At 52.7% G+C, this 22,259-nt stretch carries 16 protein-coding genes; 6 read left to right on the top strand and 10 right to left on the bottom strand.

Annotation, left to right across the window (positions count from 1 at the left end; all coding sequences use genetic code 11):
• Together DBY86_RS03435 and ybaK are read right to left on the bottom strand one after the other, a co-directional pair.
• Entirely contained in the window at window positions 1–693 is a 693-nt protein-coding gene (locus tag DBY86_RS03435) for a DnaJ domain-containing protein (RefSeq protein WP_107818922.1), read from the bottom strand.
• A gap of 22 nt (window positions 694–715) precedes the next feature.
• The gene (gene ybaK, locus DBY86_RS03440) at window positions 716–1,195 is read right to left on the bottom strand and encodes a Cys-tRNA(Pro) deacylase (RefSeq protein WP_107818923.1); all 480 of its coding nucleotides are present in this window, start codon (window positions 1,193–1,195) and stop codon (window positions 716–718) included.
• Between the two features lie 74 nt (window positions 1,196–1,269).
• Between ybaK and DBY86_RS03445 the strand changes: the two genes are divergently transcribed.
• The 3 genes from DBY86_RS03445 to ttcA all read left to right on the top strand — a co-directional run bounded on the left by DBY86_RS03445 (window position 1,270) and on the right by ttcA (window position 3,586).
• Window positions 1,270–1,632, top strand: coding sequence for a RidA family protein (locus tag DBY86_RS03445; protein ID WP_107818924.1), 363 nt, complete (start codon window positions 1,270–1,272; stop codon window positions 1,630–1,632).
• A gap of 33 nt (window positions 1,633–1,665) precedes the next feature.
• Complete coding sequence (gene ygfZ / locus DBY86_RS03450; RefSeq protein ID WP_199901042.1) at window positions 1,666–2,529, top strand: CAF17-like 4Fe-4S cluster assembly/insertion protein YgfZ; 864 nt, start codon at window positions 1,666–1,668, stop codon at window positions 2,527–2,529.
• 97 nt (window positions 2,530–2,626) lie between these two features.
• A complete protein-coding gene (ttcA, locus tag DBY86_RS03455; RefSeq protein WP_002256663.1) occupies window positions 2,627–3,586 on the top strand; it encodes a tRNA 2-thiocytidine(32) synthetase TtcA in 960 nt (319 codons plus the stop codon).
• A gap of 98 nt (window positions 3,587–3,684) precedes the next feature.
• On the opposite strand, the gene DBY86_RS03460 is transcribed toward ttcA, so the two are convergent.
• The 7 genes from DBY86_RS03460 to DBY86_RS03490 all read right to left on the bottom strand — a co-directional run bounded on the left by DBY86_RS03460 (window position 3,685) and on the right by DBY86_RS03490 (window position 13,554).
• The gene (locus DBY86_RS03460) at window positions 3,685–6,624 is read right to left on the bottom strand and encodes a type III restriction-modification system endonuclease (protein WP_107818926.1); all 2,940 of its coding nucleotides are present in this window, start codon (window positions 6,622–6,624) and stop codon (window positions 3,685–3,687) included.
• 12 nt (window positions 6,625–6,636) lie between these two features.
• Window positions 6,637–8,628: a site-specific DNA-methyltransferase gene (locus DBY86_RS03465; RefSeq protein ID WP_107818927.1), complete on the bottom strand. Its 1,992-nt coding sequence runs from the start codon at window positions 8,626–8,628 to the stop codon at window positions 6,637–6,639.
• Window positions 8,629–8,846: 218 nt separating this feature from the next.
• Window positions 8,847–9,773: a CobW family GTP-binding protein gene (locus DBY86_RS03470; RefSeq protein ID WP_107818928.1), complete on the bottom strand. Its 927-nt coding sequence runs from the start codon at window positions 9,771–9,773 to the stop codon at window positions 8,847–8,849.
• Window positions 9,761–10,237 carry a Fur family transcriptional regulator gene (locus DBY86_RS03475; protein ID WP_003713075.1) on the bottom strand — a complete coding sequence of 159 codons (477 nt, stop codon included), beginning with the start codon at window positions 10,235–10,237 and terminating at the stop codon, window positions 9,761–9,763. The genes DBY86_RS03470 and DBY86_RS03475 overlap by 13 nt, the downstream gene beginning before the upstream one ends.
• A 70-nt stretch (window positions 10,238–10,307) precedes the next feature.
• Window positions 10,308–10,763 (bottom strand): low molecular weight protein-tyrosine-phosphatase, encoded by a 456-nt coding sequence (locus DBY86_RS03480; protein WP_107819037.1) that lies wholly within the window; start codon window positions 10,761–10,763, stop codon window positions 10,308–10,310.
• Between the two features lie 64 nt (window positions 10,764–10,827).
• Window positions 10,828–11,934, bottom strand: coding sequence for a hypothetical protein (locus DBY86_RS03485; protein ID WP_003713079.1), 1,107 nt, complete (start codon window positions 11,932–11,934; stop codon window positions 10,828–10,830).
• Between the two features lie 81 nt (window positions 11,935–12,015).
• Complete coding sequence (locus DBY86_RS03490) at window positions 12,016–13,554, bottom strand: class I SAM-dependent methyltransferase (RefSeq protein WP_199901043.1); 1,539 nt, start codon at window positions 13,552–13,554, stop codon at window positions 12,016–12,018.
• Window positions 13,555–13,855: 301 nt separating this feature from the next.
• Between DBY86_RS03490 and DBY86_RS03495 the strand changes: the two genes are divergently transcribed.
• Entirely contained in the window at window positions 13,856–19,081 is a 5,226-nt protein-coding gene (locus DBY86_RS03495; RefSeq protein ID WP_107818930.1) for a RecQ family ATP-dependent DNA helicase, read from the top strand.
• Window positions 19,082–19,172: 91 nt separating this feature from the next.
• Here DBY86_RS03495 and DBY86_RS03500 read toward each other — a convergent pair whose 3' ends face one another.
• Window positions 19,173–19,385 carry a heavy-metal-associated domain-containing protein gene (locus tag DBY86_RS03500; protein ID WP_107818931.1) on the bottom strand — a complete coding sequence of 71 codons (213 nt, stop codon included), beginning with the start codon at window positions 19,383–19,385 and terminating at the stop codon, window positions 19,173–19,175.
• Window positions 19,386–19,531: 146 nt separating this feature from the next.
• Between DBY86_RS03500 and DBY86_RS03510 the strand changes: the two genes are divergently transcribed.
• Window positions 19,532–20,689, top strand: a complete 1,158-nt coding sequence (locus tag DBY86_RS03510) for a sugar transporter (protein ID WP_107818933.1) — start codon at window positions 19,532–19,534, stop codon at window positions 20,687–20,689.
• A 129-nt stretch (window positions 20,690–20,818) separates the two neighbouring features.
• Entirely contained in the window at window positions 20,819–22,255 is a 1,437-nt protein-coding gene (locus tag DBY86_RS03515; RefSeq protein ID WP_107818934.1) for an MBOAT family O-acyltransferase, read from the top strand.
• The last annotated feature ends 4 nt before the right edge of the window (window positions 22,256–22,259 follow it).

Here is a 22,259-nt window from a genome sequence, read left to right on the forward strand (position 1 = left end):
CTATATCCATTTCTCAGGTGCGACCGCCCTGCCGTCGTTGAAGCGTATAAAGCCGGCGATAATGCGGTAGAAATACCAGACGGTCGTTGCAATAATAATCAGTACGCCGATGCCGAAACGGGCAGTCAGCGCGCCCACAAGATAAAGCCAAAATGTGCGCCAAAAGGTTTTAATCAGGTATTCGGTATGTGCGGCATAGATAATGCTGTCCAAACTGTTCCGTTTCATATAGGCGAGAATCACGCCGACTATGGGCATAAACTGCATGATTGCACCCAAACCGAACAGGATGTAGGCGGCGAGGACATAGTTGCGTCCGCTTCCGCCGCCGGACGGTTCGTAAGCATGGCGCGAACGTGAAGCCTGCCGTTCAAACGCCCGTCCGAACGCCTGTTCGCGGCGCATCTGTTCGCGGTAAAACTGCTCCCTGCGCGCCTGTTCGCGGCGGAATGCCTCTTCCTGCCGCTCGCGTTCATTATGCCGTCTGAAGGATGCGTCGTATTGCGTCCGTTTCGACAGGTCGGAAAGCGTATCGTAAGCCCGTTGGATTTCTTTGAATTTTTCTTCAGCCTGCGGATTGCCCGGATTGCGGTCGGGATGGTATTTCATCGCCAGCTTGCGGTAGGCGCGTTTGATTTCGTCCGCCCCCGCCTGCGGCGACACGCCCAATACGGCATACAAATCTTTGTCCATATTGCTCCTTTATACTCCCCCGTCAAACCGCCGCCTGTATTGTTTTCGGGTTCAAAATATTTAAATCTCCGGGACGGATGCCGATAATGAACCCGCGTTTTCCGCCATTGATATAGATGGTTTCCAAATCCATCACCGACTGTTCGACGTAAATATCCAACTTTGTCCTGATGCCGAACGGCGTTGTGCCGCCGACCAGATAGCCCGTCCACTTGTTTGCCTGCGCGGGCGTGGCGGGTTCGATGTGTTTCACACCCAAATGCCGTGCCAGATTACGGGTTGAGATCTGTTTGTCGCCGTGCATCAAGACAATCAGCCCCTTACCATTTTCATCTTGCAAAACAATGGTTTTAATGACCAAGTGTTCGTCTTTGCCGAACAATCGGGAAAACTGCGCCGTGCCGCCGTGTTCCTCATAGGCATAGGTAAAAGGTTCAAATTCGATGCCGTTTTCACGCAAAACGCGCACGGCAGGTGTTATCGGATAAGTGTGTTTACTCATTTTTCGTCATGCAAAACATGGAAATCGGTCAAACGCAATGTTACCATATATCCCCTTTGTGAAAGGACGACGTGATGGATATCCGATATTTCGGCACTACGCCCCGCTATTCCGAAGCGGTTTGCGCGGGCGGCTTGATTTTCTTCTCCGGCATGGTTCCCGAAAACGGTGAAACGGCTGCCGAACAGACTGCCGACGTGCTTGCCCAAATCGACCGCTGGCTGGCGGAATGCGGCTCGGATAAAGCGCACGTTTTGGATGCGGTCATTTATCTGCGCGACATGGGCGACTATGCCGCGATGAACGAAGTTTGGGACGCTTGGGTTGCCGCCGGCAGAACGCCCGCCCGCGCCTGCGTGGAAGCGCGGCTCGCCCGTCCGGAGTGGCGCGTCGAAATCAAAATAACCGCCGTGAAGAAAGACGCGGCAACTGCATAAACAGATTTCCTTATATTTCAGAGTACGCAAATGATGAAAACCTTACTGCCCTTTTTCGGCGTGGCGCGCGTCAGCGGCGAAGACCGCCAAACCTTCCTGCACGGACAGCTTTCCAACGACATCAATAATCTTCAGACTGGGCAGGCGTGTTACGCGACTTACAACACGCCCAAAGGCCGCGTCATCGCCAATATGATTGTCGTCAACCGTGGGGACGATTTGCTGCTGATTATGGCGCAAGACCTGCTTGAAGCAACGGTCAAACGCCTGCGGATGTTTGTGTTGCGTGCCAAAGTCGTTTTTGAAATCCTTGAAGATTACGCCGTCGGCGCGGAATTGGCAGCATCCGCCGAACCGCTTGCCGCGCAAGAACCCTGCCTTGCCTTTACCGCCGAATGTGTTTCAGACGGCATCTGTTCCGTCGTCCTGCCCCATCGGGGCATTTTGCACATCGCCCCCGAAACCGCCCTGCCACCTTATGATGCCGCTGCCGAAAGCGCGTGGCGGCTGCACGAAATCCGCAGCGGTTATCCGTGGATATGCGCGGCTACCAAAGAAACCGCCGTCGCCCAAATGCTCAACCAGCACATCATCGGCGGCGTACACTTCAAAAAAGGCTGCTACCCCGGTCAGGAAATCATCGCGCGCGCCCAATATCGCGGTCAGGTCAAACGCGGCTTGGCGGTGTTGTCGGGAAACTCGGCAGCCGAAGCGGGCATCCTGCTGACGGCGGACGGCGAAGAGGCCGGCATCGTACTCGACTGCGTTAAAGGTTCGGAAAACTTTACCGCCCTTGCCGTAATTAAATTCTCCGCCGCACAAAAAGAACTGACCGTCCCAAACGGCGGTATCTTCAAAGCGGTTCATCTCTTCTTTAAAACCGAAAATGCAGAATAAGCCCTCCAATGCCGTCGGAACCTTTTTCAGACGGCATTTTAAAACCGCCCCTGTTTTCGGTTACAATGCCGCATCCCTAATTTTTCAAACCACCGCCATGTCCAAAAAAACCAAACAAGAACTGGAAAACAACAAACTCAGCAAACGCCTGCGCCACGCCGTCGGCGACGCGATTAACGATTTCAACATGATCGAGCCGGGCGACAAAATCATGGTCTGTCTCTCCGGCGGCAAAGACAGCTATGCCCTGTTAGACATCCTGCGCCAGCTCCAAGCCAGCGCGCCGATTGATTTCGAACTGGTTGCCGTCAATCTCGACCAAAAGCAGCCGGGCTTCCCCGAAGAAGTATTGCCGACTTATCTCGAAAGCATAGGCGTGCCGTACAAAATCGTCGAAGAAGACACCTACTCCACCGTCAAACGCGTATTGGACGAAGGCAAAACGACTTGTTCGCTGTGCAGCCGCCTGCGCCGCGGCATCCTCTACCGCACCGCAAAAGAATTGGGCTGCACCAAAATCGCCTTGGGACACCACCGCGACGACATCCTCGCCACCATGTTTTTAAATATGTTTTACGGCGGCAAACTCAAAGCCATGCCGCCCAAGCTGGTGAGCGATAACGGCGAACACATCGTCATCCGCCCCTTGGCTTATGTGAAAGAAAAAGACTTAATCAAATACGCCGAATTAAAGCAATTCCCCATCATCCCGTGCAACCTTTGCGGCTCGCAGCCCAACCTGCAACGCCAAGTCATCGGCGATATGCTGCGCGATTGGGACAAACGCTTCCCCGGCCGTATCGAATCGATGTTCTCCGCCCTACAAAACGTCGTCCCTTCCCACCTTGCCGATACCGAACTCTTTGACTTTGTCGGATTGGAACGCGGTCAAAGCCTGAAACACGGCGGCGATTTGGCGTTTGACAGCGAAAAAATGCCCGAACGTTTTTCAGACGGCAGCGAAGAAGATGAGAGCGAAATCAAAATCGAGCCGCAAAAAGCCGAACGCAAAGTCATCAACATTCTGGCGAACAAGCCGAAAACCTGCGGCGCATAAACCTCCACCGTCAAAAATGCCGTCTGAAGCCCGTTTGGCGTTTCAGACGGCATTTTAAAAGCCCGAAGCCGGCAGCCCGCGCCCCAGACATCTGTTCTTTAACGTCCGTTTTCAGAATGCCCGCCTGCGGGCATATTTTGCCCGATCAGTTCGGCTATCCTCTCGCCGTCAAACTGCGTTTTGAACACCACCTTGATTTCTTTGGAAATCTCGGCAAACAGCTTTTCGGTATGTTTGATTTTCCGCTCTTCGCTTTTTCGCAAATCTTCCGCCCCGTCAGTCCCTTTGGCTTCAATCACAAAGTTCAGAATCTCGCCGCTTTTGGTTTTCACGATATAGGCAAAATCGGGCGAATACGTGCCGCCGCCGGCAACAGGGATTTTGATGGAGTTTCTCGGTATTTTAGTGAATACGGTTACGCCTTCAATTTGGTTGTTGGCGACATTTTCATGTTCTATATCCGAATCGTAGAAAATCTCGCCGAAGAGATAGCCGGCGGCAGGCCGGTTCTTAGTATCTTCAAATCTGCCCAAATCTGCTTTTTTCACCGCGCGCGGTTTGCCGTCTTTATCGGTAAATTTGGTCGGATGGATTTTGCTGCCGACAAGCCGGTAATCCAGTTCGAATTTATGGAAGGAATGATGAAGCAAAAACCGGTTGAAGCCGTTTTTGATTTGGGCGATGGTCTGCATATTCAAAAAATCGCCAATGTCCAGTTCGTCGCGGACGCGGTAAAACGCCTGATGCAAAGTCTGCATGCGGATTTTTGCCGTTTGTGCCAGTTTTTCCAGAAACTCGCGGTAAGTCATTGTGTTGAAACGGATAAAATCTCCATCTTCAAAACTGTCTATGCGGTGGGAAAGCATGAGCCCGTTGTTGATATAAGCTTCGTTTACCGCCGTGCGTATGCCTGCCTGCGGGAATTTGGCGGCGTTTTCACGCAAATAGGCGGTAAATAAATCGGCAAATTCGGCTTCATCCTTGATTTTGTACTGCAAAACGGCTTTATGGTGAATCAGCTCCCACAAGGCTTTGAGTTCTTCATATTTGCCTTCGCGCATGATGATGGTGTCTTTGCCTTCGTCTTTGGCGTTGCTGACTTTGCCTTTGTCCAAACCTTTGGGGAAGGCTTCGGGATAGGCGGCTTTTAATTTGTCATAGCCGTCTTCGGTAAAGTTTTCATTGTCGTCAATGATGCCGTCTGAAAACAGTTTGTTTACCAATACCAGCGGTTTGATATCGGGGTATTTTTGCAATATTTTTTGTTTCAGTTCCTCGGTAAACTTTTTGGGGATTTCTTCCTGAAAAGAATTGTCGTTGATTTCGCCGACAAGCTGCTTCACAAAGTCTTTTTCGCTGCTATCGACAAAATAATTCAGCTTGTACGGCACATCGCGCACCCGCGCCATCAGCTCGTTTACCGGCAGGCGCAGGCCGCGTCCGACTTCTTGCAGCTTGGAAGTCGTGCTGCCGCTGGAACGCAGTTTGCAAATCTGGAAAACGTTGGGATTATCCCAGCCTTCGCGCAGCGTCCATTTGGAAAAAATAAAGCGGCGCGGGTTGTCCAAAGACAGCAGTTTTTCCTTATCGTGCAGGATTTCATTGATTTCCTGCTCGATTTTATCGTCGCTGTCTGTATTGTCTTTGGAAAAATAGCCGCCGTGGCAGGCGGATACATCGTCCAACGTCTTTTGCAGGTAATTGCGGTAAAACGGGTCGCTTTCCGTTTCCAGGCGGCGTGCCGCTTCCGCACGGATCCAGCTTTCAAATTTATCTTTCAGGCTGCCTGAAAGCTCGTTGCCGCTGCGGTAGCCCACAATATCGTCAATAAAAAACAGCGTCAGCGGCTTGATTTTGGGCTGTGGCGCGCGTTCTGCCAAAAGTTCGCGTTCCAGCTTGAAATGCTCGGCAACCGCCCGCTGCATCATCGCATCCTGTACCGTTTGCGAATAGGAATAAGGGTTGATGACGGCACCCGTTTTCAACTCCAAGCCGTTGCTTAACACCACCGCGGTTTTATTCATTTTGTCGATTTTCAAATCAGAAATGGCCGGATGGATTTTCGCCAAATCTTCGCCTTTTGCCAGTTTGAACGTCTGCTTTTTGTCCTTTTCGTTTAATTCGAATTTCGCTTCTTTGCCGTCCGACGACACCAGTTTTACCGCTGCATCCATACCTCCCTGCATTTCTTCCTGAAACACGCGCACGCCTTTGACCAGCCCGTCGTTAAACGCGCCTACTGCCATCAAACGGTAAAGCAGGTTGTAATATTCGTCGTTAAATGTTGCACCGTAGCGCAAAATATATTGCGGTTTTAAGCGTTTGATATTGCCCCACGTTTTCGCGCTCTCCCGGGTCGGGAATTTATGCGGTTCGTCCACAATCACAAACGGGCGCACGGCGGCCAATGCATCAACGGGATTGTCAAACAAATCCTTCAATGCCTTGTCGCCCGTATCGGTCATGGACGGCGAATTAACCATGCCCGCGTTAATCAGCAGCACATGGATTTCCTTTTTGTTTTCCGCTTTGACAAACTGCTCAATCGTGATGGGCGCATTGGACTTTTTGCCCTTATTCTTTTTCGCGCTTTCCACCACATAGGTTTTCAGGCGCACGCCTTCATAATCGCCGCCGAAATCCTGTTCAAAATGCTCCGCCAAAGCCTTGCTTTGCAAAAACTGCCGCGTTCCCGCCTTAATGGACAAAGTCGGCACGACCACGATAAATTTGAACACGCCCAGCCAACGGTGCAACTCGAACATGGTTTGTGTGTAGGTATAGGTTTTGCCCGTGCCCGTTTCCATGGAAATATCAAGGATATTTTGGTCGTCCGAACGGGCGGGGAATCGGCCGCCTATGCCGTTTTGGCTTTGCACTTTCAAGATATTGTTTGCGTATTGTTTTGCAGCAAACAAAAGTTCGGGATTTTCGTCTGCCGCCCAATATTTGGGCGTTGCCCCGTCAAACACGCCCAAAACCGCCGAAACCGCCCGCATCTGGTGCGGCTGGTTTTTCTCGTAATTAAAACCGCCCATAAACTTTCTCCGTCAAACCCTGATAATCACGTTTAACTCAATTTCTTTTTTATTGGTATAACCGCGTACCGCCTGGTCAAGTTCGTGCTGCATTGCGCTTGCCATATTGCTGCCGAACACAATCACGCGGTTGGGATTGAAAGCCGCATCGTCGTCCAGCTTGCGGATAAACGCCAACAAATCGGCGGAAGTAAAACCCTCGTTAATCAGATACAGCCGTTTTTCGCACAAATACGCCGTATAACTGCCCAACCGCACAGGCTCAACCGGCGTGGTCAGTGCCGCCCCGTCATACAGCGTCCAGGTGGTCAGAAGCGTTTGCAGCTGTTCTTCGCTTAATTCATCGTTAAGCGGCAAATCCGGTTGTTCGGGCGAAAAATCCTTGTCCGGATGCTGCCTGAAATTGTCTGCCGTTTGAAAGATTTTGAAGCCCGAATCGCCCGTGTAATCGGGATGATCGGCGCGGATTTTGGCGGCGGCTTTTTCTATGCGGGCTTTGGTGATGTCGAAGATGGTCGGGTAGCCTGCTTTATGGGCTTCGGACTTTTCGCCGGTTTTTTCGGGAAGCTGCACACAGATGTAGCGGCGGCTGCCGTTTTGTTCTTCGGCGTTAAGCTGCATCACGGCATGGGCGGTTGTGCCGCTGCCTGCGAAGAAGTCTAGGATTAGGTCGTCTTCAAAATTTATAAATGAAATTAATCGTGAAACTAGCTCTACGGGTTTGGGATTTGTAAATAGTCCTGAACTCCCAAAAATTTCTTTTGCTTCATTTGTAGCATGAGTATTTAAAATTCCTTGTATTAAATTTTTATGTGGTGATGAACGTTCAATTTTATTTCCATCATTATCAACTAGATGATAAATCTTGTAATAAACACCCCATTTTCCTGTTTTTTGGTTTTTTCTAACTTCAATAAATCCATTTTTTAAACCGTTTTCTACTTTGGTTTTGCTCCATTTCCAACGCCAACCATCATTGAATTGTTTGCTACGACCATTTGGATAGATTAATGACCCATCTGGAGTTTTAACTGGATAGTCCAAAGATTCTATATATCCTAATGTGCCACGGTCTAAATTGTCATAATAAAATGCACCACGTTCTTCAAAGTAGTTATCTTGATATTTATATCTATTTAAATCGAATGATTCAGTATTTCCGGTAAATTCAAATAGAGCAGATTCTGTTTTCATATATGCCAAAACAAATTCAGTAATTGTTGCAATACCTTTAGCATCTGAAGCCCCTGTTTTCTTCTGCCAGCAAATCTGCCCAACAAAGTTCCCCTCTCCAAACACTTCATCGCAAAGCAACTTCAATTGCGCCGCTTCGTTATCGTCAATCGAGATAAAAATCACGCCGTCGTCCTTTAACAGTTCGCGGGCGACATACAGGCGCGGATACATAAAGGTCAGCCACGCGCTGTGCGAGTTTGAGCCTTTGTCGGTGAAATCTAAAATCCGCGCGGCTTCGTCTTCGTCAATATTCGCCAGGCGGGCAAGTTCGGCGGGTGTGAATTTGCGGTCGTCCTGATAGACAAAGCCGTCCGAACCCGTGTTGTAGGGCGGGTCGATATAAATCATCTTCACGCTGTTTGCGTAGGCGTTTTTTAAGTGTTTCAACACTTCCAAATTGTCGCCGCGAATCAGCAGGTTTTGGCTGCCCGCATTTTCGGGCTTGGCGTTGTGCGTTTTGTCTTCACTTATCAGGGTTTCGGGCGGCAGGTTGCGAAGCAGGCGGGCATAGGATTTGCCCAGCCAGTTCATTGCATAAAATTCGCGGCTGATGTCGGTCTGCGGCGCGATTTCGGCTTGGAATTTGTCTATCAGGAAATGCCCGTCTGCGTCAAAACAGGCGGGAAAGAGTTTTTTGAGCTGTTCGAGTTGGGTAGAGTTGGCGGTAATGCCGTCTGAAGTGTAGATTGCCTCGGTGTCCGCCCCGGCTGTGTCGCCTAGATCAGGGCTTGGCTTGGCTTGGCTTGGCTTGGCTTGGCTTGGCAGCATTTTAAAATCCTCGGTTTGAATTTGTCAATATATAACTGTCTGTTTTAAAATATTTTTTCACTTCAGACGGCGTTTTTTGGGAAACGGGTGCGCCGTCTGAACGTCTGCCGCGTGTTATTACCCGACGACGCGGCGGTTTTGACGCGGGCGATTTTGGAAACGGTTAAAGCCTTCAGACGGCATTTTCATTTCATATGCCGTCTGAAGGCGCGTGAACGCTATTCCAATGCGTCTTTGAGCTTTTGTTCGATTAAATCCGCGTCAAACGATTTGGCAATCAATTCAAAACGGGAATCGCGCCGCCAAGACACTTGGTTCGCGCCCCACTGCCCGTCCACCCAGTTGAGCCACACCCAAGTGCCGAGCACTTGGAACACACCTTTGGCACGGACGAGTCCTTCGGTCATCTTGGGCAAATCATTGAAGAAGTTGGTCAGCTTTTCGCCGTCAAAATCGCGTCCGGCGGGGAATGTGAAACCTTGCGACTGGAAGCCCATGGTGTTGTCCGGCAGGGCTTTGAGGCGGTAGCGTGATTTTTCGATGACGAGAATATCGAGCCACCGGATGTCGAGTTGCGCGTTTCGGACTTCGACCACTTTGGCTTTGGGCGGGAACAGTTTTGCCGCTTTATCGTGAAATTCGGCAAGCTGTTCGGGGGTGCATAAATCGGTTTTGCTGGCGACCAATACGTCGCAGATGCCGATTTGGTCTTTATACAACGCCTGTTGCGCGTAATCGGGGTTGATGAACTGGCGCGGATCGACGACGGTAAAGACGGCGCCGATTTCCAAAAGGCCGTCCAGCGGTTTGGCTTTCAATTCGTCGATGACGCTGGCGGCGTGCGCCAGTCCGCTGGCTTCAATCATCAGGCGGTCGGGCTTGGCGTCGCGCAGCATTTTCTGCACGGTTACGCCCATTTGCGGGCCGGCGGTGCAACACAAACAGCCGCCGGCGATTTCTGCCACAGGGATACCGTTGTCGCTCAATACCGCGCCGTCAATGCCGATTTCGCCGAATTCGTTGACGATGATGACCCATTTTTCGTTGGGGTTTTTTTGCGCCATCAGGCTTTTGAGCGCGGTGGTTTTGCCTGTTCCCAGAAAACCTGAAATCAGGTGGACTTTGGTTTTTTTCACTTCTGACATTTTTTACAAATCCCGGTTAAAACAACGTGTTCTTCTTTCAGCGCGAAGCCGCTCTCGGCAACGCCAGCGCGCAGTGCCGCCCACTCGTGGCTGAGGGTTTGCTCGTCCGCCGTGCCGCATTCGGTGCAGACCAAAATAAACGCGCTGTGGTGCGCTTCGGCTTCTTCGTGGTCGTGGCAATGGTCGTTGCACTCGTGCTGCGCGTGGCTGCACAAAATATAGCCGTTGACCGCCGCCACTTTGTGCAAAACGCCCTGCTCCGCCCAAAAATCAAGGGCGCGGTAGGCGGTCGGCGGCGCAACCGCGCCCTCGCTTTGCTGCTGCATCTGCGACAAAACATTGTAGGCTTTAATCACTCCGCTTTGCTGCAAGACAATATCTAATACCTGCTCGCGCAAAGCGGTTACCTGCAAGCCCTCTCTGCGTGCCTGTTCGATGATTTTTTGCTTGAAATTTGTTTTCATAAATTCCCTGTTTATGCCGTCTGAACAACCAATACGGCAGGAGGCGGTTTTATATTTGTATTCAATTACTTTATTTGGAAATCTTTTCCAACAATGCCCGACAGCCCGCATCCGCAAGCCTGAAGGTTTCTTCAAAATCGCCCGTGTACCACGGATCGGGGACATGGTCGTAACCGCTTTCGGGTATCAGGTCGGTCAGCTTGAATATTTTTTCCGGCTGCCTGCCGAAGGTTTTTTCCAATTCGGACAAATTCTTGCCGTCCATCGCGATGATGTAGTCAAACGCCGCCGCATCGCTTTTCCGTATTTTGCGGCTGACGAATCCCGAAGCGTTAATACCGTGTTTTTTCAATATGCCTGCCGTTTCACGGTGCATATCCTCGCCGTCGTGCCAGCCCGATGTCCCCGCGCTGTCCGTTTCGAGGGGAATCCCTACTTCGGCGGCACGGCGGCGCAAAATGTATTCCGCCATCGGCGAACGGCAGATGTTGCCGAGGCAGACAAAAAGGATTTTCGGTTTTTTCATATCCGCGCCCTGTTCCAACGCGATGCCGTCTGAAGCGGAAACCCTTTCAGACGGCATCGGCAGGTCAATCGTATTGTGTACTGAAAAACGGATTGTGCCCTTCCCGTTTCAACGCTTCCGCATAGCTCGGGATGTTTTCCTGTTCGCCCAAGGGATTGTGCAACAGGTAAACGTGTTCCACGCGGCATTCTGCCATTAAATCCAAAAAATTCTGCTGAACAACGGCGATATTGTCGGTAAAGGAAAGCTGCCACGAAAACACCTGCGGCACGACTTCAAACGCGCCGTCTGTCGCATTAAACCCGAATAGAATCTGTCCGCCCGCCTTTGCCGCAGCGACCACGCCGACGCGCGGGCTCTGCATACGGACGGCGCGTATCGCGTTTGCCGCAAAAACATCCATCGCCATACGTTGGCGCGTGTGGCTGCCGTCTGAAAGTGCCTGCGTGGGTGCGTTGGGGGATAAGGGATTGGCAAACAGCGTAACGCCTTCCGATGCGAGATTTTCCTGCCATACCTGCATTAAGGGCAGGCCTGCCTGAAGAAGGTTCTGACCCAATGCCGTCTGAACTTTGCCGCTGCCGAAACCCAGCGCGTAAACGACGTGGACGGACTGTCCTTCGGGCAACAGCAAAGGGCGCGGGGCGAAACGGCGTAAGTGTTGCGCCGCCGCTTCGGTATTTTGTTTGGCACGCCACCACTCATCCGGCGCGACCGCACTTAAATCGGACGAATGCACAAGATAAGGCAGCCATTGTGTCTTTTGCGTCAACGCGCGCAGGTGCGGATAGTTTTGCAGGCAGGCAAACAAGGCCTCCGTCGGCAGCTTCATCTCGATTGCCCGTTCTTTTTTGCAGCCGGACACCAGCACGACCGGCAGGGCGAACCACTGCACTTCGCCTTCTTTCTCGCAATCGAGTACCGCGTTCACACTGGAAAGCAGCGCGGCATAAGTTCCGGCATCGGGCGACATCGTCAGCGCGAGGGAAAGGTTGATATAGTGGTTTTGCTCAAGCATCCCCCTGATTTCGGTTTGAAGTTGGCCGGACGAGAGTTTGCGCGAAGCCTGGGAAGAATTATGCGCCAACTGGTAGGCATTGAGCAGCAGGTGGTTTTTAATCGGATTTTGGGGATACGGGCGCGTATCGGGCAAGGTAAATGTCTGGTTCATATGTGTCGTGTACCGCTTTTCGCAGTGTGTGTCTTTCCTGTCTGAAAATATATCGGCCGGACTGCCGTCGGGACTTGCCCGTCAATCCGCCAAAACGAGAAAATGCCTGTCTGCCAAGTCTGCCAATATTTCTTCCACATACACTTCGGCAGGCGGATGGAATGTCAAACCGTCGGGCGTGGTGCTGACGATGTTCAAGTTTTCAGCAACCGCATCTATCACCGCCTGTTTGCTCGTCGGCCGCGACAATTGCCGCATAATGTACAAATGCCCGTATCCGAATGAGGGCGTGCTTTCGTTGTAACGGTTGGCAGGCCGGACAAACGCTTCCGCGCCGTGTTCCACAAAGGCGGCGACATAATCTGTAAAACGCGCCGGCACATAGGTTTTATGGTCTTCAAAAAATGGTTTGCCCGCATTGTCTGATGAAACAGAAAAACGCCCGAGAATGGTTTGCAATAAAAGCTGGGAATTGATTTTCATGCGGTCAAATTCCAAACCGGGAAATCGGCGGGCGAGATTTTCCGCAACATCTTCCGTTTTAAACGCCTCTCCGGTTTTCATCACATCGCGTATACCCGAAAGCAGGGTATCGTTTTCATCAAAGTTGATTGTTTCCCCTCTTGCCGGGCGGAAATTCAAACTTTCTATCACTTCGACGGCAACCGACTCATCACGCCTGACAGTATCCCCGACTTCCTCACGGCATAAAAGAGAACGGCGGAATTGGCGGTCGGATAAAATATCGCTGTAAAATTCTTTGGCAATATAATCGCCCCCTGCCAATGCCAGAATCCGCTCCCGCGTATGCTCCGCCATCCAAGAAACAAAAGACGCGTGCAAATCGGTATCCCCGATATACGCCAGCCGGTGGCGGTTTGCCCATTCGATGAAGCCGTTGACGTAAATCGGGTCGTTGAATATTTCCATATATTCGTGTGCGACATAATAAGTATTGTGATTCAATATTTTTTGAATCGCCGGAAGTTTGCCGCCGCCGCCCAAGCCCTTGTCGTTTTCCAAAATTTCCGCCAGTGCCTTGAGCGCGTCCAAGCCTTTCCGCGTTCGCGCTTCCAAGGGTTCTTCAAGCACATCCCTGCCGGCAAACTGCATAACATCCCGCAACTGCTCCTGCCGCTTCCAACCGGGGTAAACATTGTATGAAATATAGGCAATGCCGTGTTCGGTCAGGTTGTTCCGGCAAATCGAAAAGATTTTGTCTTTAACTGCGTCAGGCACCCACGACCAAATGCCGTGGACGATGATATAGTCGAATTTTCCGAATGACTCATCGACGGTCAAAATATCTTTTTCTTCCAGACGCACATTTTTCAAGCCCATTTTTTCAATGATGGCGTTGCCCTGCGCAACCTGCCTGCCGGACAAGTCGATGCCGACAAATTCCGCATCCGGGTAATAAAGCGCCTGCGTGATGATATTGCCGCCCATCGAACAGCCCAGCTCCAAGACCTTGGCTTTTGCCGCTGCCGCAGGCTTCAGACCCATCATGCGGGCGCGTGCCTCCAAATTATTGATGGCGGTTTGAGGGAACGCACCGGATTCGTACATCAAATCATCATATGAATTTTTGATGTCCGATATTTCCGAAGGTTCCGCCATATGGGAGGCAGGACTGCCGACAACCGTCTGCCGCGCTTTCTTCGCCATAACGGGGGGTGCGGAAGCGGCTTTTTTCTTCTTGCCCGACATATTCTGTTCACTCTAAAGACAATATGCCCGCAAGTTTAACCAATTCGCCTGCCTACTTCAACCGCACGGAAATTATCGGGCTTCCGAACAAGTATGCCGTCTGAAGGTATGCGCATACGTCCGGACGCATCCCTCCGCATCTTGCCGAAATAAGGGATAAAGGCGCAACACTATGGTATATTGACCGTTTTATGCCAGCATCCCGACCGCCATGGATTTTGCCGTACCTGCCGTTTTAATCATCGACTTGGAAATTAACCCCAAAACCGATACCGTCTTCAAAATCGGTGCATACCGGCCCGACCTTGACCTCGGCTTCGAACGAAGCTTCCGCAATGAAGAAGGTTTCAGGAAGGCATTGGCGGAAATGCAGCCCCTTGCGGAAGGTGCGGAATGGCTGATGGGACACAACCTCCTCGAACACGACCTGCCGTATTTGAAAAAAGCCGCGCCCGACCAGGCATGGCTTTCATTGCCCGTTATCGATACGCTGAAGCTGTCGCCGCTCGCCTTTCCGCAAAACCCGTACCACCGTCTGATTAAAAACTACAAAATCATCTCTTCCGAACTCAACTCCCCGTTGGCGGACTGCCGCGCCTGTTGGCAGCTTTTTCAGGATCAGTGCACCGCATTCGGCAAAATCAAAACCGAAAGACCCGATGAATTTACCCTGTGGGCGGCATTGTCCGATATGCATCTGCCGTATCGTTTTTCAGACGGCATCTCCCTCACCGAACGTACCGAACACCCGGATACCAACCGATTGATACGCATTATTTGGATGATGATGCAGGACAACGAAGGGAAAGGGCGTTTGAAAGTCTGCCGCACACGTTTTCTGGAGTTGATGAAAACCGACATCCACAACCGCGACATCTATCCTTCGCTTGCCTATGCCCTGTCATGGCTGAACGTCTCCGGCTGCAACTCTGTGCTTGCCCCGTGGGTGCGGAGCCGTTTTCCGGAAACGGCCCGGCTGATTGCCGAACTGCGCGATCACGACTGCGGCGACAGCAACTGCAACTACTGCGCCGACATGCTCAATCCCGAAGCCCAGTTGCAGCGTTATTTCAAACTGTCCGAATTCCGCCATTTCAAAGGTTTCGAAGGCGGTCAGCGCGCCATTGTGCAGTCGGGGATGAAAGGTCTGCACACGCTGGCGGTCCTGCCCACAGGCGGCGGAAAATCCCTGTGTTACCAAGTTCCCGCACTCAACCGCTATTACCGTAACGGCGGGCTGACAGTCGTCATTTCGCCCCTGCAGTCGCTGATGAAAGACCAGCTGGACGGAATGCTCAGAAAAAACATTACCTGCGCCGCTATGCTCAACGGCCTGGTCGAAGTGGTCGAACGTGCCGAAATATTGGACAAAACCGCATTAGGCGACATCGGCATCCTGCTGGTCGCCCCCGAACAGTTCCGCAACGACAGTTTCATTTCCGCCATTTCCCAACGTCAAATCAACGGCTGGGTATTCGATGAGGCGCACTGCCTGTCCAAATGGGGGCACGATTTCCGACCCGATTACCTGTATGCGGTCAAATTCATCGCCGAACACGGCAGGAAAAACGGCGGCACCGCACCGGTAAGCTGCTTTACCGCCACCGCCAAACCCGACGTACTTGCCGACATTACCGATAATTTCCGCGAGCAGGCCGGCATAGAATTCAGGCAATTTATCGGCGACAACGCGCGCGACAACCTGTCTTACGAAGTTTTCGAAGCTTCAGACGGCATCAAAAAACAAAAAATCGACGAGCTACTCCACCGCGAACTCGACCATCAAAGTGGCGGCGCAGTCGTTTTCGTCGGCAGGCGCAAAAGTGCGGAAGGCTATAACGAATACCTCCAAAAACAAGGCTGGGCGTGCGAATACTTCCACGCAGGCCTGGAAACCAATGCTAAAGCAGACATACAGAACCGCTTTATCGAGGGCGGGTTGCGCGTCATCGTCGCCACCAACGCCTTCGGCATGGGCGTGGACAAACCTGATGTACGGCTGGTCATTCATGCCGAAATCACCGGTTCGCTGGAAAACTACCTTCAAGAAGCCGGGCGCGCCGGACGGGACCGAGAAGAGGCAAAATGCATCCTGCTTTATGAAAAAAGCGATGTGGATACCCAATTCGGCATCAGCAAAATGTCGCAAATAGAATTGCGCGACCTCAAAACGGTATGGCGCAAAATCGGCATGCTCAACACGGCTGCACACGGTAAGGACGGTTGCGGCGAAGTCGTCGCCACCGGCGGCGAGATTCTGAAAGACAGCGAAGAATATATGAGCTTCGACAGGGACGACCGCCAGTCGGACACCAAAATCAAAACCGCCATTTCCTGGCTGGAACGTGCCGAACTGCTCGACCGCAAAGAAAACCGCACCAGAATCTTCCCTTCACGCTCGGGCAAACTGACTCTGGAACAGGCTTCGGAGCTGATTCAAAAAGGCCGGTTCGCCCGACGGCTCAAAGAAATCTACCTGACCATTACCGAAATCGTATTCAACGCACCGGATGACAAACCGCTCAGTACCGACGACCTGATACAGGCGACCGCATGCAGCTTGGAAGAATTGCGCGGACACCTGCACAGCCTCGAAGAAATGGGCATATTGACCAACGATACGCGCATGACCGTCATCCTGCGTACCGACAACATCAAACCGTCGTCTGGGCTTTTGGAAAAAATAACCCGATGGGAAGAAAAACTCTGGCAGATATTGAAAACGGAAATTCCCGATGCCGACCAAGGAATATGGCAAAATCTCGCCGTCAATGCCGTCTGCTACGAAATGCACGATTCGGGACTGGAAAGCACGCCCGCCGAAATCAAGCAGCTCATCCTGTCTTTTGCAGACGACAAATCCGCACTCGAATCCAATAAAAACGGCAGCTTTGAAATCCGCGACTTAGGCAACGGTTGCCTGAAAATCCGTTTCAAAAACAATGACAGCTGGGAAAATATTCAGGAAACCGCCCTTTTGCGCCGCAACATCTGCGCCTGCATCCTGTCCTTCCTCATCGGCAAGACAGAGGGTGTCCGGCGAAAAGATGTCGTCGTGGAAACCGGAATCGGCGAAATGGTGCAGCAGCTTGCCGACGATATGCAATTGTCGGTACAGATTCCGGCAAACCGCCGCGAAACCCTGCTCAAACAGGCACTGCTGTTCATGCACAAACTGGGCATCATCAAACTGAACCACGGCATTACCATCCTGCGCCACGCGATGACCATCGTCCCCAACCGGAACGCGCTGGAATCCAAACGGCAATACCTCAAATCTGACTACCGCCCCTTGGAAACGTTTTACGGGGAAAAACGTTTCCAAATCCACGTCATGCGCGAATATGCGGAACGCGCGCTCAAAAACATCACCGAAGCCTTAAACCTGGTCGCCGACTATTTTAAAACGGATGAAAAATCATTTAAGGACAAATGGTTCTCAGGAAGGCTGAAAGAGTTGGAAGAACCCGTCTCCCCGGATACCCTCCATGCCGTAACGGACGGTCTGAACAGCGTGCAAAAAGCCGTCGTTACCGATCAGAGCGGCAGGAACCGCCTGGTACTTGCCGGCCCCGGTTCCGGCAAAACGCGCATCATCGTCCACCGTGTCGCCTATCTTCTGCGCGTCCAGCACGTTCCGGCATCCTCCATCATCGTCCTGACCTTTACCCGGCTTGCCGCGCTGGAAGTCAAACGCCGCCTGCACGGACTGGTCGGCAACCTTGCCCGGGCCGTTACCGTCCTGACTTACGACGGTATGGCAATGCGGCTTTTAGGCGTACGTTTCGACAGCAAAGGCTTCGACGGCAAAAGCAGAGAACAGGAGGAACGGAAAACCGAAGAACAGTTTGAAAAATGGTGTGAAGCCGCCACCGCCATGCTTTCAGACGGCATAAGCGGCGGCGACGGGGACGAAGCGCGCGAGCGCATCATGTCGGGATTCCGTTATATCCTCGTAGACGAGTACCAAGACATCAGCGAACGGCATTACAGGCTGGTTTCCGCGCTGGCAGGCAGGAAACGCGACGATGAAGACAAGCTGACCATTCTTGCAGTCGGCGACGACGACCAAAATATCTTTGCCTACAACGGCAGCAGCAACGAATACATCCGCCGTTTTCAGGAAGAATACGGCGTGGATTCGCCCGATTTCCTGACTTTCAACTACCGCAGCACGCAAAACATCATCACCGCCGCCAACCGCGTGATAAGCGGAATGCCCGACCGCCTGAAAACCCGGCACCCTATCGCCGTCAATCCCGAAAGGCGGCAAGACCCCGACGGCGGCGGCTGGGCGAAAACCGACCCCGAACGCCAAGGCCGCGTCCGCGTCATCCGCCTGCACCCCGAGTTCCACCGGAGAAAACGCTTCAACATCCAATCCCAAGCCGTCATTGCGGAAATACAGCGTTTGCGGAATTTGGCGGATATCTCTTGGAACAGCATCGCCGTCCTTGCCCGCAACAACGCCTCACTCAACCCCATGCAGGCATGGTGCGAACAAAACGGCATTCCCTACTTCCTGAAAAACGAACAAAGCCTGTCTTTATGCAAAACACGCGAATTTGTCCGTCTGGTGCACGGCATCGAAACGGCGGTGGACGGTATGCTTTCTTCGGCGGATTTCTGTCGGTTGACAGAGAAAGAAATCGGACGCAGCGGCAAGAAATGGGAAAACTGGTTCGCACAGCTTAAAACCGACTTCCTCAACGAATTCCCCATTGCCCTGCCGTCTGAAAACACTGTCGCACAGCAACATCCTGCGGCATTTCTGAAAAACTGGCTGTACGAATATGTCGGCAACGAAAAAATCAGCCGTTCAGACGGCATATTCTTGGGAACGGCGCATTCATCCAAAGGTTTGGAGTTCGACCACGTCTTTATCCTGGACGACGGCTGGGAAGAGCGCAGCGACGAAAACCGCCGCCTCTATTATGTCGCAATGACCCGTGCCAAAAAGACGCTGACACTGATCTGCCACACGCCGCACCACGCATGGATAAACACATTGCCCGAAGACGTAGAGCGCATAGACCGCACCTTTGCCGAACTGCCTGAATTGAATGTCGAATATAGGATGCTTTCCAACTATGGAGGAGCGTTGGATATCGGCTTTATCGCCCGAGAAAACGAAAATCCTTCATACGGGGAAATCGGCGAACGCATCGAAGCTGCCAAAATGTTGAAAACCGGCGACAGCCTGGACATCATTGAAGACGGCGGCGGCAATTACCTTTTCTGCGCCAACAATATACCGGTTGCCAAAACCGCCAAGAATTTTAAAGAAAAAATCCCCAAACATGCCCGTGCCGCCGTTGCCGCTGTCGGTGTCTCCTATTTGAAAGATGTAGGCAAAAAATATCTCGAACAATATCGGGAAGACATTCCGGTATGGGCAGTCGTCATCCCCGTACTGATGATTCCTCAGGAGCCGTAAACCTTACATAAAAAATGCCGTCTGAAGGCACGGAGCGTGCTTCAGACGGCATCGGGGAGGCGCGAAGGCTTCAGGCGGCATTTTTGCCGCTTTATTTCAACGCGGCATCATAGCCGCCGTCTTCAACGGCTTCAATCAACGCCCCTGCATCGGTTTGCACGGGGTCGTAACCGACGGTCGCGCTTTTGTTTTCAAGGCTGACTTCGACGCTTGCCACGCCTTTTACGCCTTCCAATATCCGGGTAACGCTTTTGACGCAGCCGCCGCAGCTCATGCCGCCGATGTCGAGGATAAGGGTTTCCATGATTTTTCCTTTCGTTGGTACTGCATTCTGACGGGCGTTATTGTAAGTCGGAGCGTGAACTTGGGCAAACGCGGAAACGGTACGGCGGTTTGAAAAAATACGGACGCTTGCGCATAATGGCGGCAATTCCCATCAGGACAACAACAATGAACGCTTCACAAAAACCCTGGTTGAGCATCATTGCCTTGGCAATCGGCGCATTTATTTTCAACACGACCGAATACATCCCCATCGCGCTTTTGAGCGACATCGGACGAAGCTTCGGCATGGCGGCGACCGAAACGGGTGTGATGATTACGGTTTATGCGTGGATTGTCGCGCTGACTTCGCTGCCGCTGATGCTGCTGACGCGCCATATGGAACGGCGCGGCCTGCTGCTGGTACTGTTTGCACTGTTTACCGTCAGCCACATCCTGTCGTTTGCCGCATGGCGTTTTGAAATCCTGCTTGCCAGCCGCGTGGGGATTGCGCTGACGCACGCGGTGTTCTGGTCCATTACGGCTTCGCTGGCAGTACGCATCGCCCCTGTCGGAAAAGGGAATCAGGCATTGGGGCTGCTCAGCACGGGAACGGTGATGGCGATGGTGGCGGGGATTCCGCTCGGGCGTATGGTCGGACAATATTTGGGCTGGCAGGCGAGTTTTCTGCTGATCGGACTGTGTGCGGCGGCGGTGATGGCAGTGCTTGCCAAAAGCCTGCCGCGCCTGCCGAGCGTGAATGCCGGTTCTTTAAGCAGCCTGCCCCTGCTTTTGAAACGAAAAAAACTGATGTTGCTGTATGCGATGACGGTGCTGGTGATTACGGCGCACTTTACCGCATACAGCTACATCGAGCCCTTCGTCATCCAAATCGGCGGTTTCTCCGCGCGGCAGGTTACGGTGGTGCTGGGGCTGTACGGCCTGGCGGGTTTTGCCGCGTCGTACCTGTTCGGCAAATGGTTTGCCAAACATCCGCGCGCATTTTTGGCGGGCGCGGTATCGCTTATCGCCCTGTCTTCGGGACTTTTGCTGCCTTTGGCGCATTTTCCTGCCGCCATTTACGCGCTGGTGTTCGTATGGGGGACGGCGATTGTGGTCGTCAGTTTGGGGATGGTTTCCAAAGTTTTGGATTTCGCCTCCGATGCCGCAGACCTTGCCAACTCGATTTATTCGGGGCTTTACAACGTCGGTATCGGCGGCGGCGCGCTGCTGGGACATTGGGTTACGCAATACTCGGGCATTTCCTGCATCGGCGTTGCGGGTATGCTGACGGCGGCGGCAGGTTTGTGGGTCTGCCTGAATTTGAACCGCCATATCCGAACCTGACCGCGCGATGCCGTCTGAAGCCCCTCCCGCCCTTCAGACGGCATTTTGATTGAAGAAATATCCGCCCCTGCTTAAAATAACGGGCTTTGCCGTGTTTGAACGCCTATTTTTTTGTTCCAAGGATGGTTTATGCCGCTGCTGTCTGTCGAATTCGCACTGTTCTTTCTCGCCTTCCTGCCGATTTACTGGGGCTTTGCGAAATACCCGTCCGTCCAAAACCTGCTGCTTTTGGCTGCCGGTATGGGCTGGCTCTACCATATCAGCCCTGTATTTGCGGCAATCATCGTCCTTTATTCCTCCTGCGTGTACCTTTTGGGCGAACTGCTCCGTTCCGATCGCGAAAATACGCGCCGCTTTTGGCTGGGGTGCGGCATTGCCGCCTCGATTACCGTCTTGGGCTTTTTCAAATATTTCGACTTTTTCCGGCCGCTGATTGCCCAATATGCCGGTAAGGGCGGCGCAATCGACATCCTGATGCCGCTGGGGCTTTCGTATTACACCTTCCAGTCGCTCGCCTATCTGGTTTACTGCTTCCGCGCCCCGCACGCCGCGCGTTTCGGCTGGCACGAGCTGCTGCTGCACCTGAGTTTTTTCCCCACCGTTACCTCCGGCCCGATTATCCGCGCCGCCGCATTCAAAAGCGCGGACGGCGAACAGGCGGGCGCACTGGCGCAAATCCGCACCCGCCGGCCGCGTTCGCCCGTCCGCCCCGCCCTCGCCGTTTCCCTGATTCTGCTGGGCATTGCCAAAAAATGGTGGCTGGCGGGGATGCTGGCGGAAAACTGGGTGTCGCCCGTATTTGAAAACCCCGCCCAATTCGACGGCTGGGGCGTATTGGCGGGCGTGTACGGCTATACCTTCCAACTTTTTTTAGACTTTTCCGGATATTCCGATTTGGTTATCGGCATGGCAATGCTGCTGGGCTTTAGGCTGCCCAAAAACTTCTCCGCACCGCTTCGTGCTTTAAACATCCGCGCATTTTGGGACAAATGGCACATCAGCCTTTCCACCTGGATACGCGACTACATCTACATCCCCTTGGGCGGCAGCAAAAAAGGCTTTTTGCGGACACAGTTCAACCTGATGGCGGCAATGGTACTCTCAGGCATCTGGCACGGCTACGGCTGGAACTTCCTCATTTGGGGCGCGCTGCACGGCGCGGCGTTGGTGCTGCTCAACACGGGCGACCGCTATTTCGGACGCGACGCGCTATGCCGTCTGAAATACCTCGCGCCGCTCTCGTGGTTTGTCACCTTCCATTTCGTCTGCCTGACCTTCGTCGTCTTCAATACCGCAAGCCCCGACGATGCAGGCGCGGTTTTCAGCGCGCTCTTTGCCAATACCGGCGGCTGGAACGCGCCGCAACGGGCGGATATGCTGCTGCTTGCCTCGTTTGCATCCGTCATGCTGCTCTACCCTTACCTGCAACGCGCTTTCGACGGCGCGGTCAAAGGTTTGGAAAAAATCCCGATGTGGCTGTGGTTTATCCCGATTTCCATCATCCTGCTGCTGATTATCGTCCTCGCCCCCTCGGGGATACCCGGCTTTATTTATGCCAATTTTTAAGGGT

Origin of the sequence: Neisseria bergeri, from assembly GCA_003044455.1 — a bacterium.
GTDB classification, from domain to species: Bacteria; Pseudomonadota; Gammaproteobacteria; order Burkholderiales; family Neisseriaceae; genus Neisseria; species Neisseria bergeri.

Bases quoted from the DNA above. Each gene is read 5' to 3' on its own strand.
- DBY86_RS03435 (WP_107818922.1), bottom strand. From the start codon at position 693: ATGGACAAAGATTTGTATGCCGTATTGGGCGTGTCGCCGCAGGCGGGG.
- ybaK (WP_107818923.1), bottom strand. From the start codon at position 1,195: ATGAGTAAACACACTTATCCGATAACACCTGCCGTGCGCGTTTTGCGT.
- DBY86_RS03445 (WP_107818924.1), top strand. From the start codon at position 1,270: ATGGATATCCGATATTTCGGCACTACGCCCCGCTATTCCGAAGCGGTT.
- ygfZ (WP_199901042.1), top strand. From the start codon at position 1,666: ATGAAAACCTTACTGCCCTTTTTCGGCGTGGCGCGCGTCAGCGGCGAA.
- ttcA (WP_002256663.1), top strand. From the start codon at position 2,627: ATGTCCAAAAAAACCAAACAAGAACTGGAAAACAACAAACTCAGCAAA.
- DBY86_RS03460 (WP_107818926.1), bottom strand. From the start codon at position 6,624: ATGGGCGGTTTTAATTACGAGAAAAACCAGCCGCACCAGATGCGGGCG.
- DBY86_RS03465 (WP_107818927.1), bottom strand. From the start codon at position 8,628: ATGCTGCCAAGCCAAGCCAAGCCAAGCCAAGCCAAGCCAAGCCCTGAT.
- DBY86_RS03470 (WP_107818928.1), bottom strand. From the start codon at position 9,773: ATGTCAGAAGTGAAAAAAACCAAAGTCCACCTGATTTCAGGTTTTCTG.
- DBY86_RS03475 (WP_003713075.1), bottom strand. From the start codon at position 10,237: ATGAAAACAAATTTCAAGCAAAAAATCATCGAACAGGCACGCAGAGAG.
- DBY86_RS03480 (WP_107819037.1), bottom strand. From the start codon at position 10,763: ATGAAAAAACCGAAAATCCTTTTTGTCTGCCTCGGCAACATCTGCCGT.
- DBY86_RS03485 (WP_003713079.1), bottom strand. From the start codon at position 11,934: ATGAACCAGACATTTACCTTGCCCGATACGCGCCCGTATCCCCAAAAT.
- DBY86_RS03490 (WP_199901043.1), bottom strand. From the start codon at position 13,554: ATGGCGGAACCTTCGGAAATATCGGACATCAAAAATTCATATGATGAT.
- DBY86_RS03495 (WP_107818930.1), top strand. From the start codon at position 13,856: ATGGATTTTGCCGTACCTGCCGTTTTAATCATCGACTTGGAAATTAAC.
- DBY86_RS03500 (WP_107818931.1), bottom strand. From the start codon at position 19,385: ATGGAAACCCTTATCCTCGACATCGGCGGCATGAGCTGCGGCGGCTGC.
- DBY86_RS03510 (WP_107818933.1), top strand. From the start codon at position 19,532: ATGAACGCTTCACAAAAACCCTGGTTGAGCATCATTGCCTTGGCAATC.
- DBY86_RS03515 (WP_107818934.1), top strand. From the start codon at position 20,819: ATGCCGCTGCTGTCTGTCGAATTCGCACTGTTCTTTCTCGCCTTCCTG.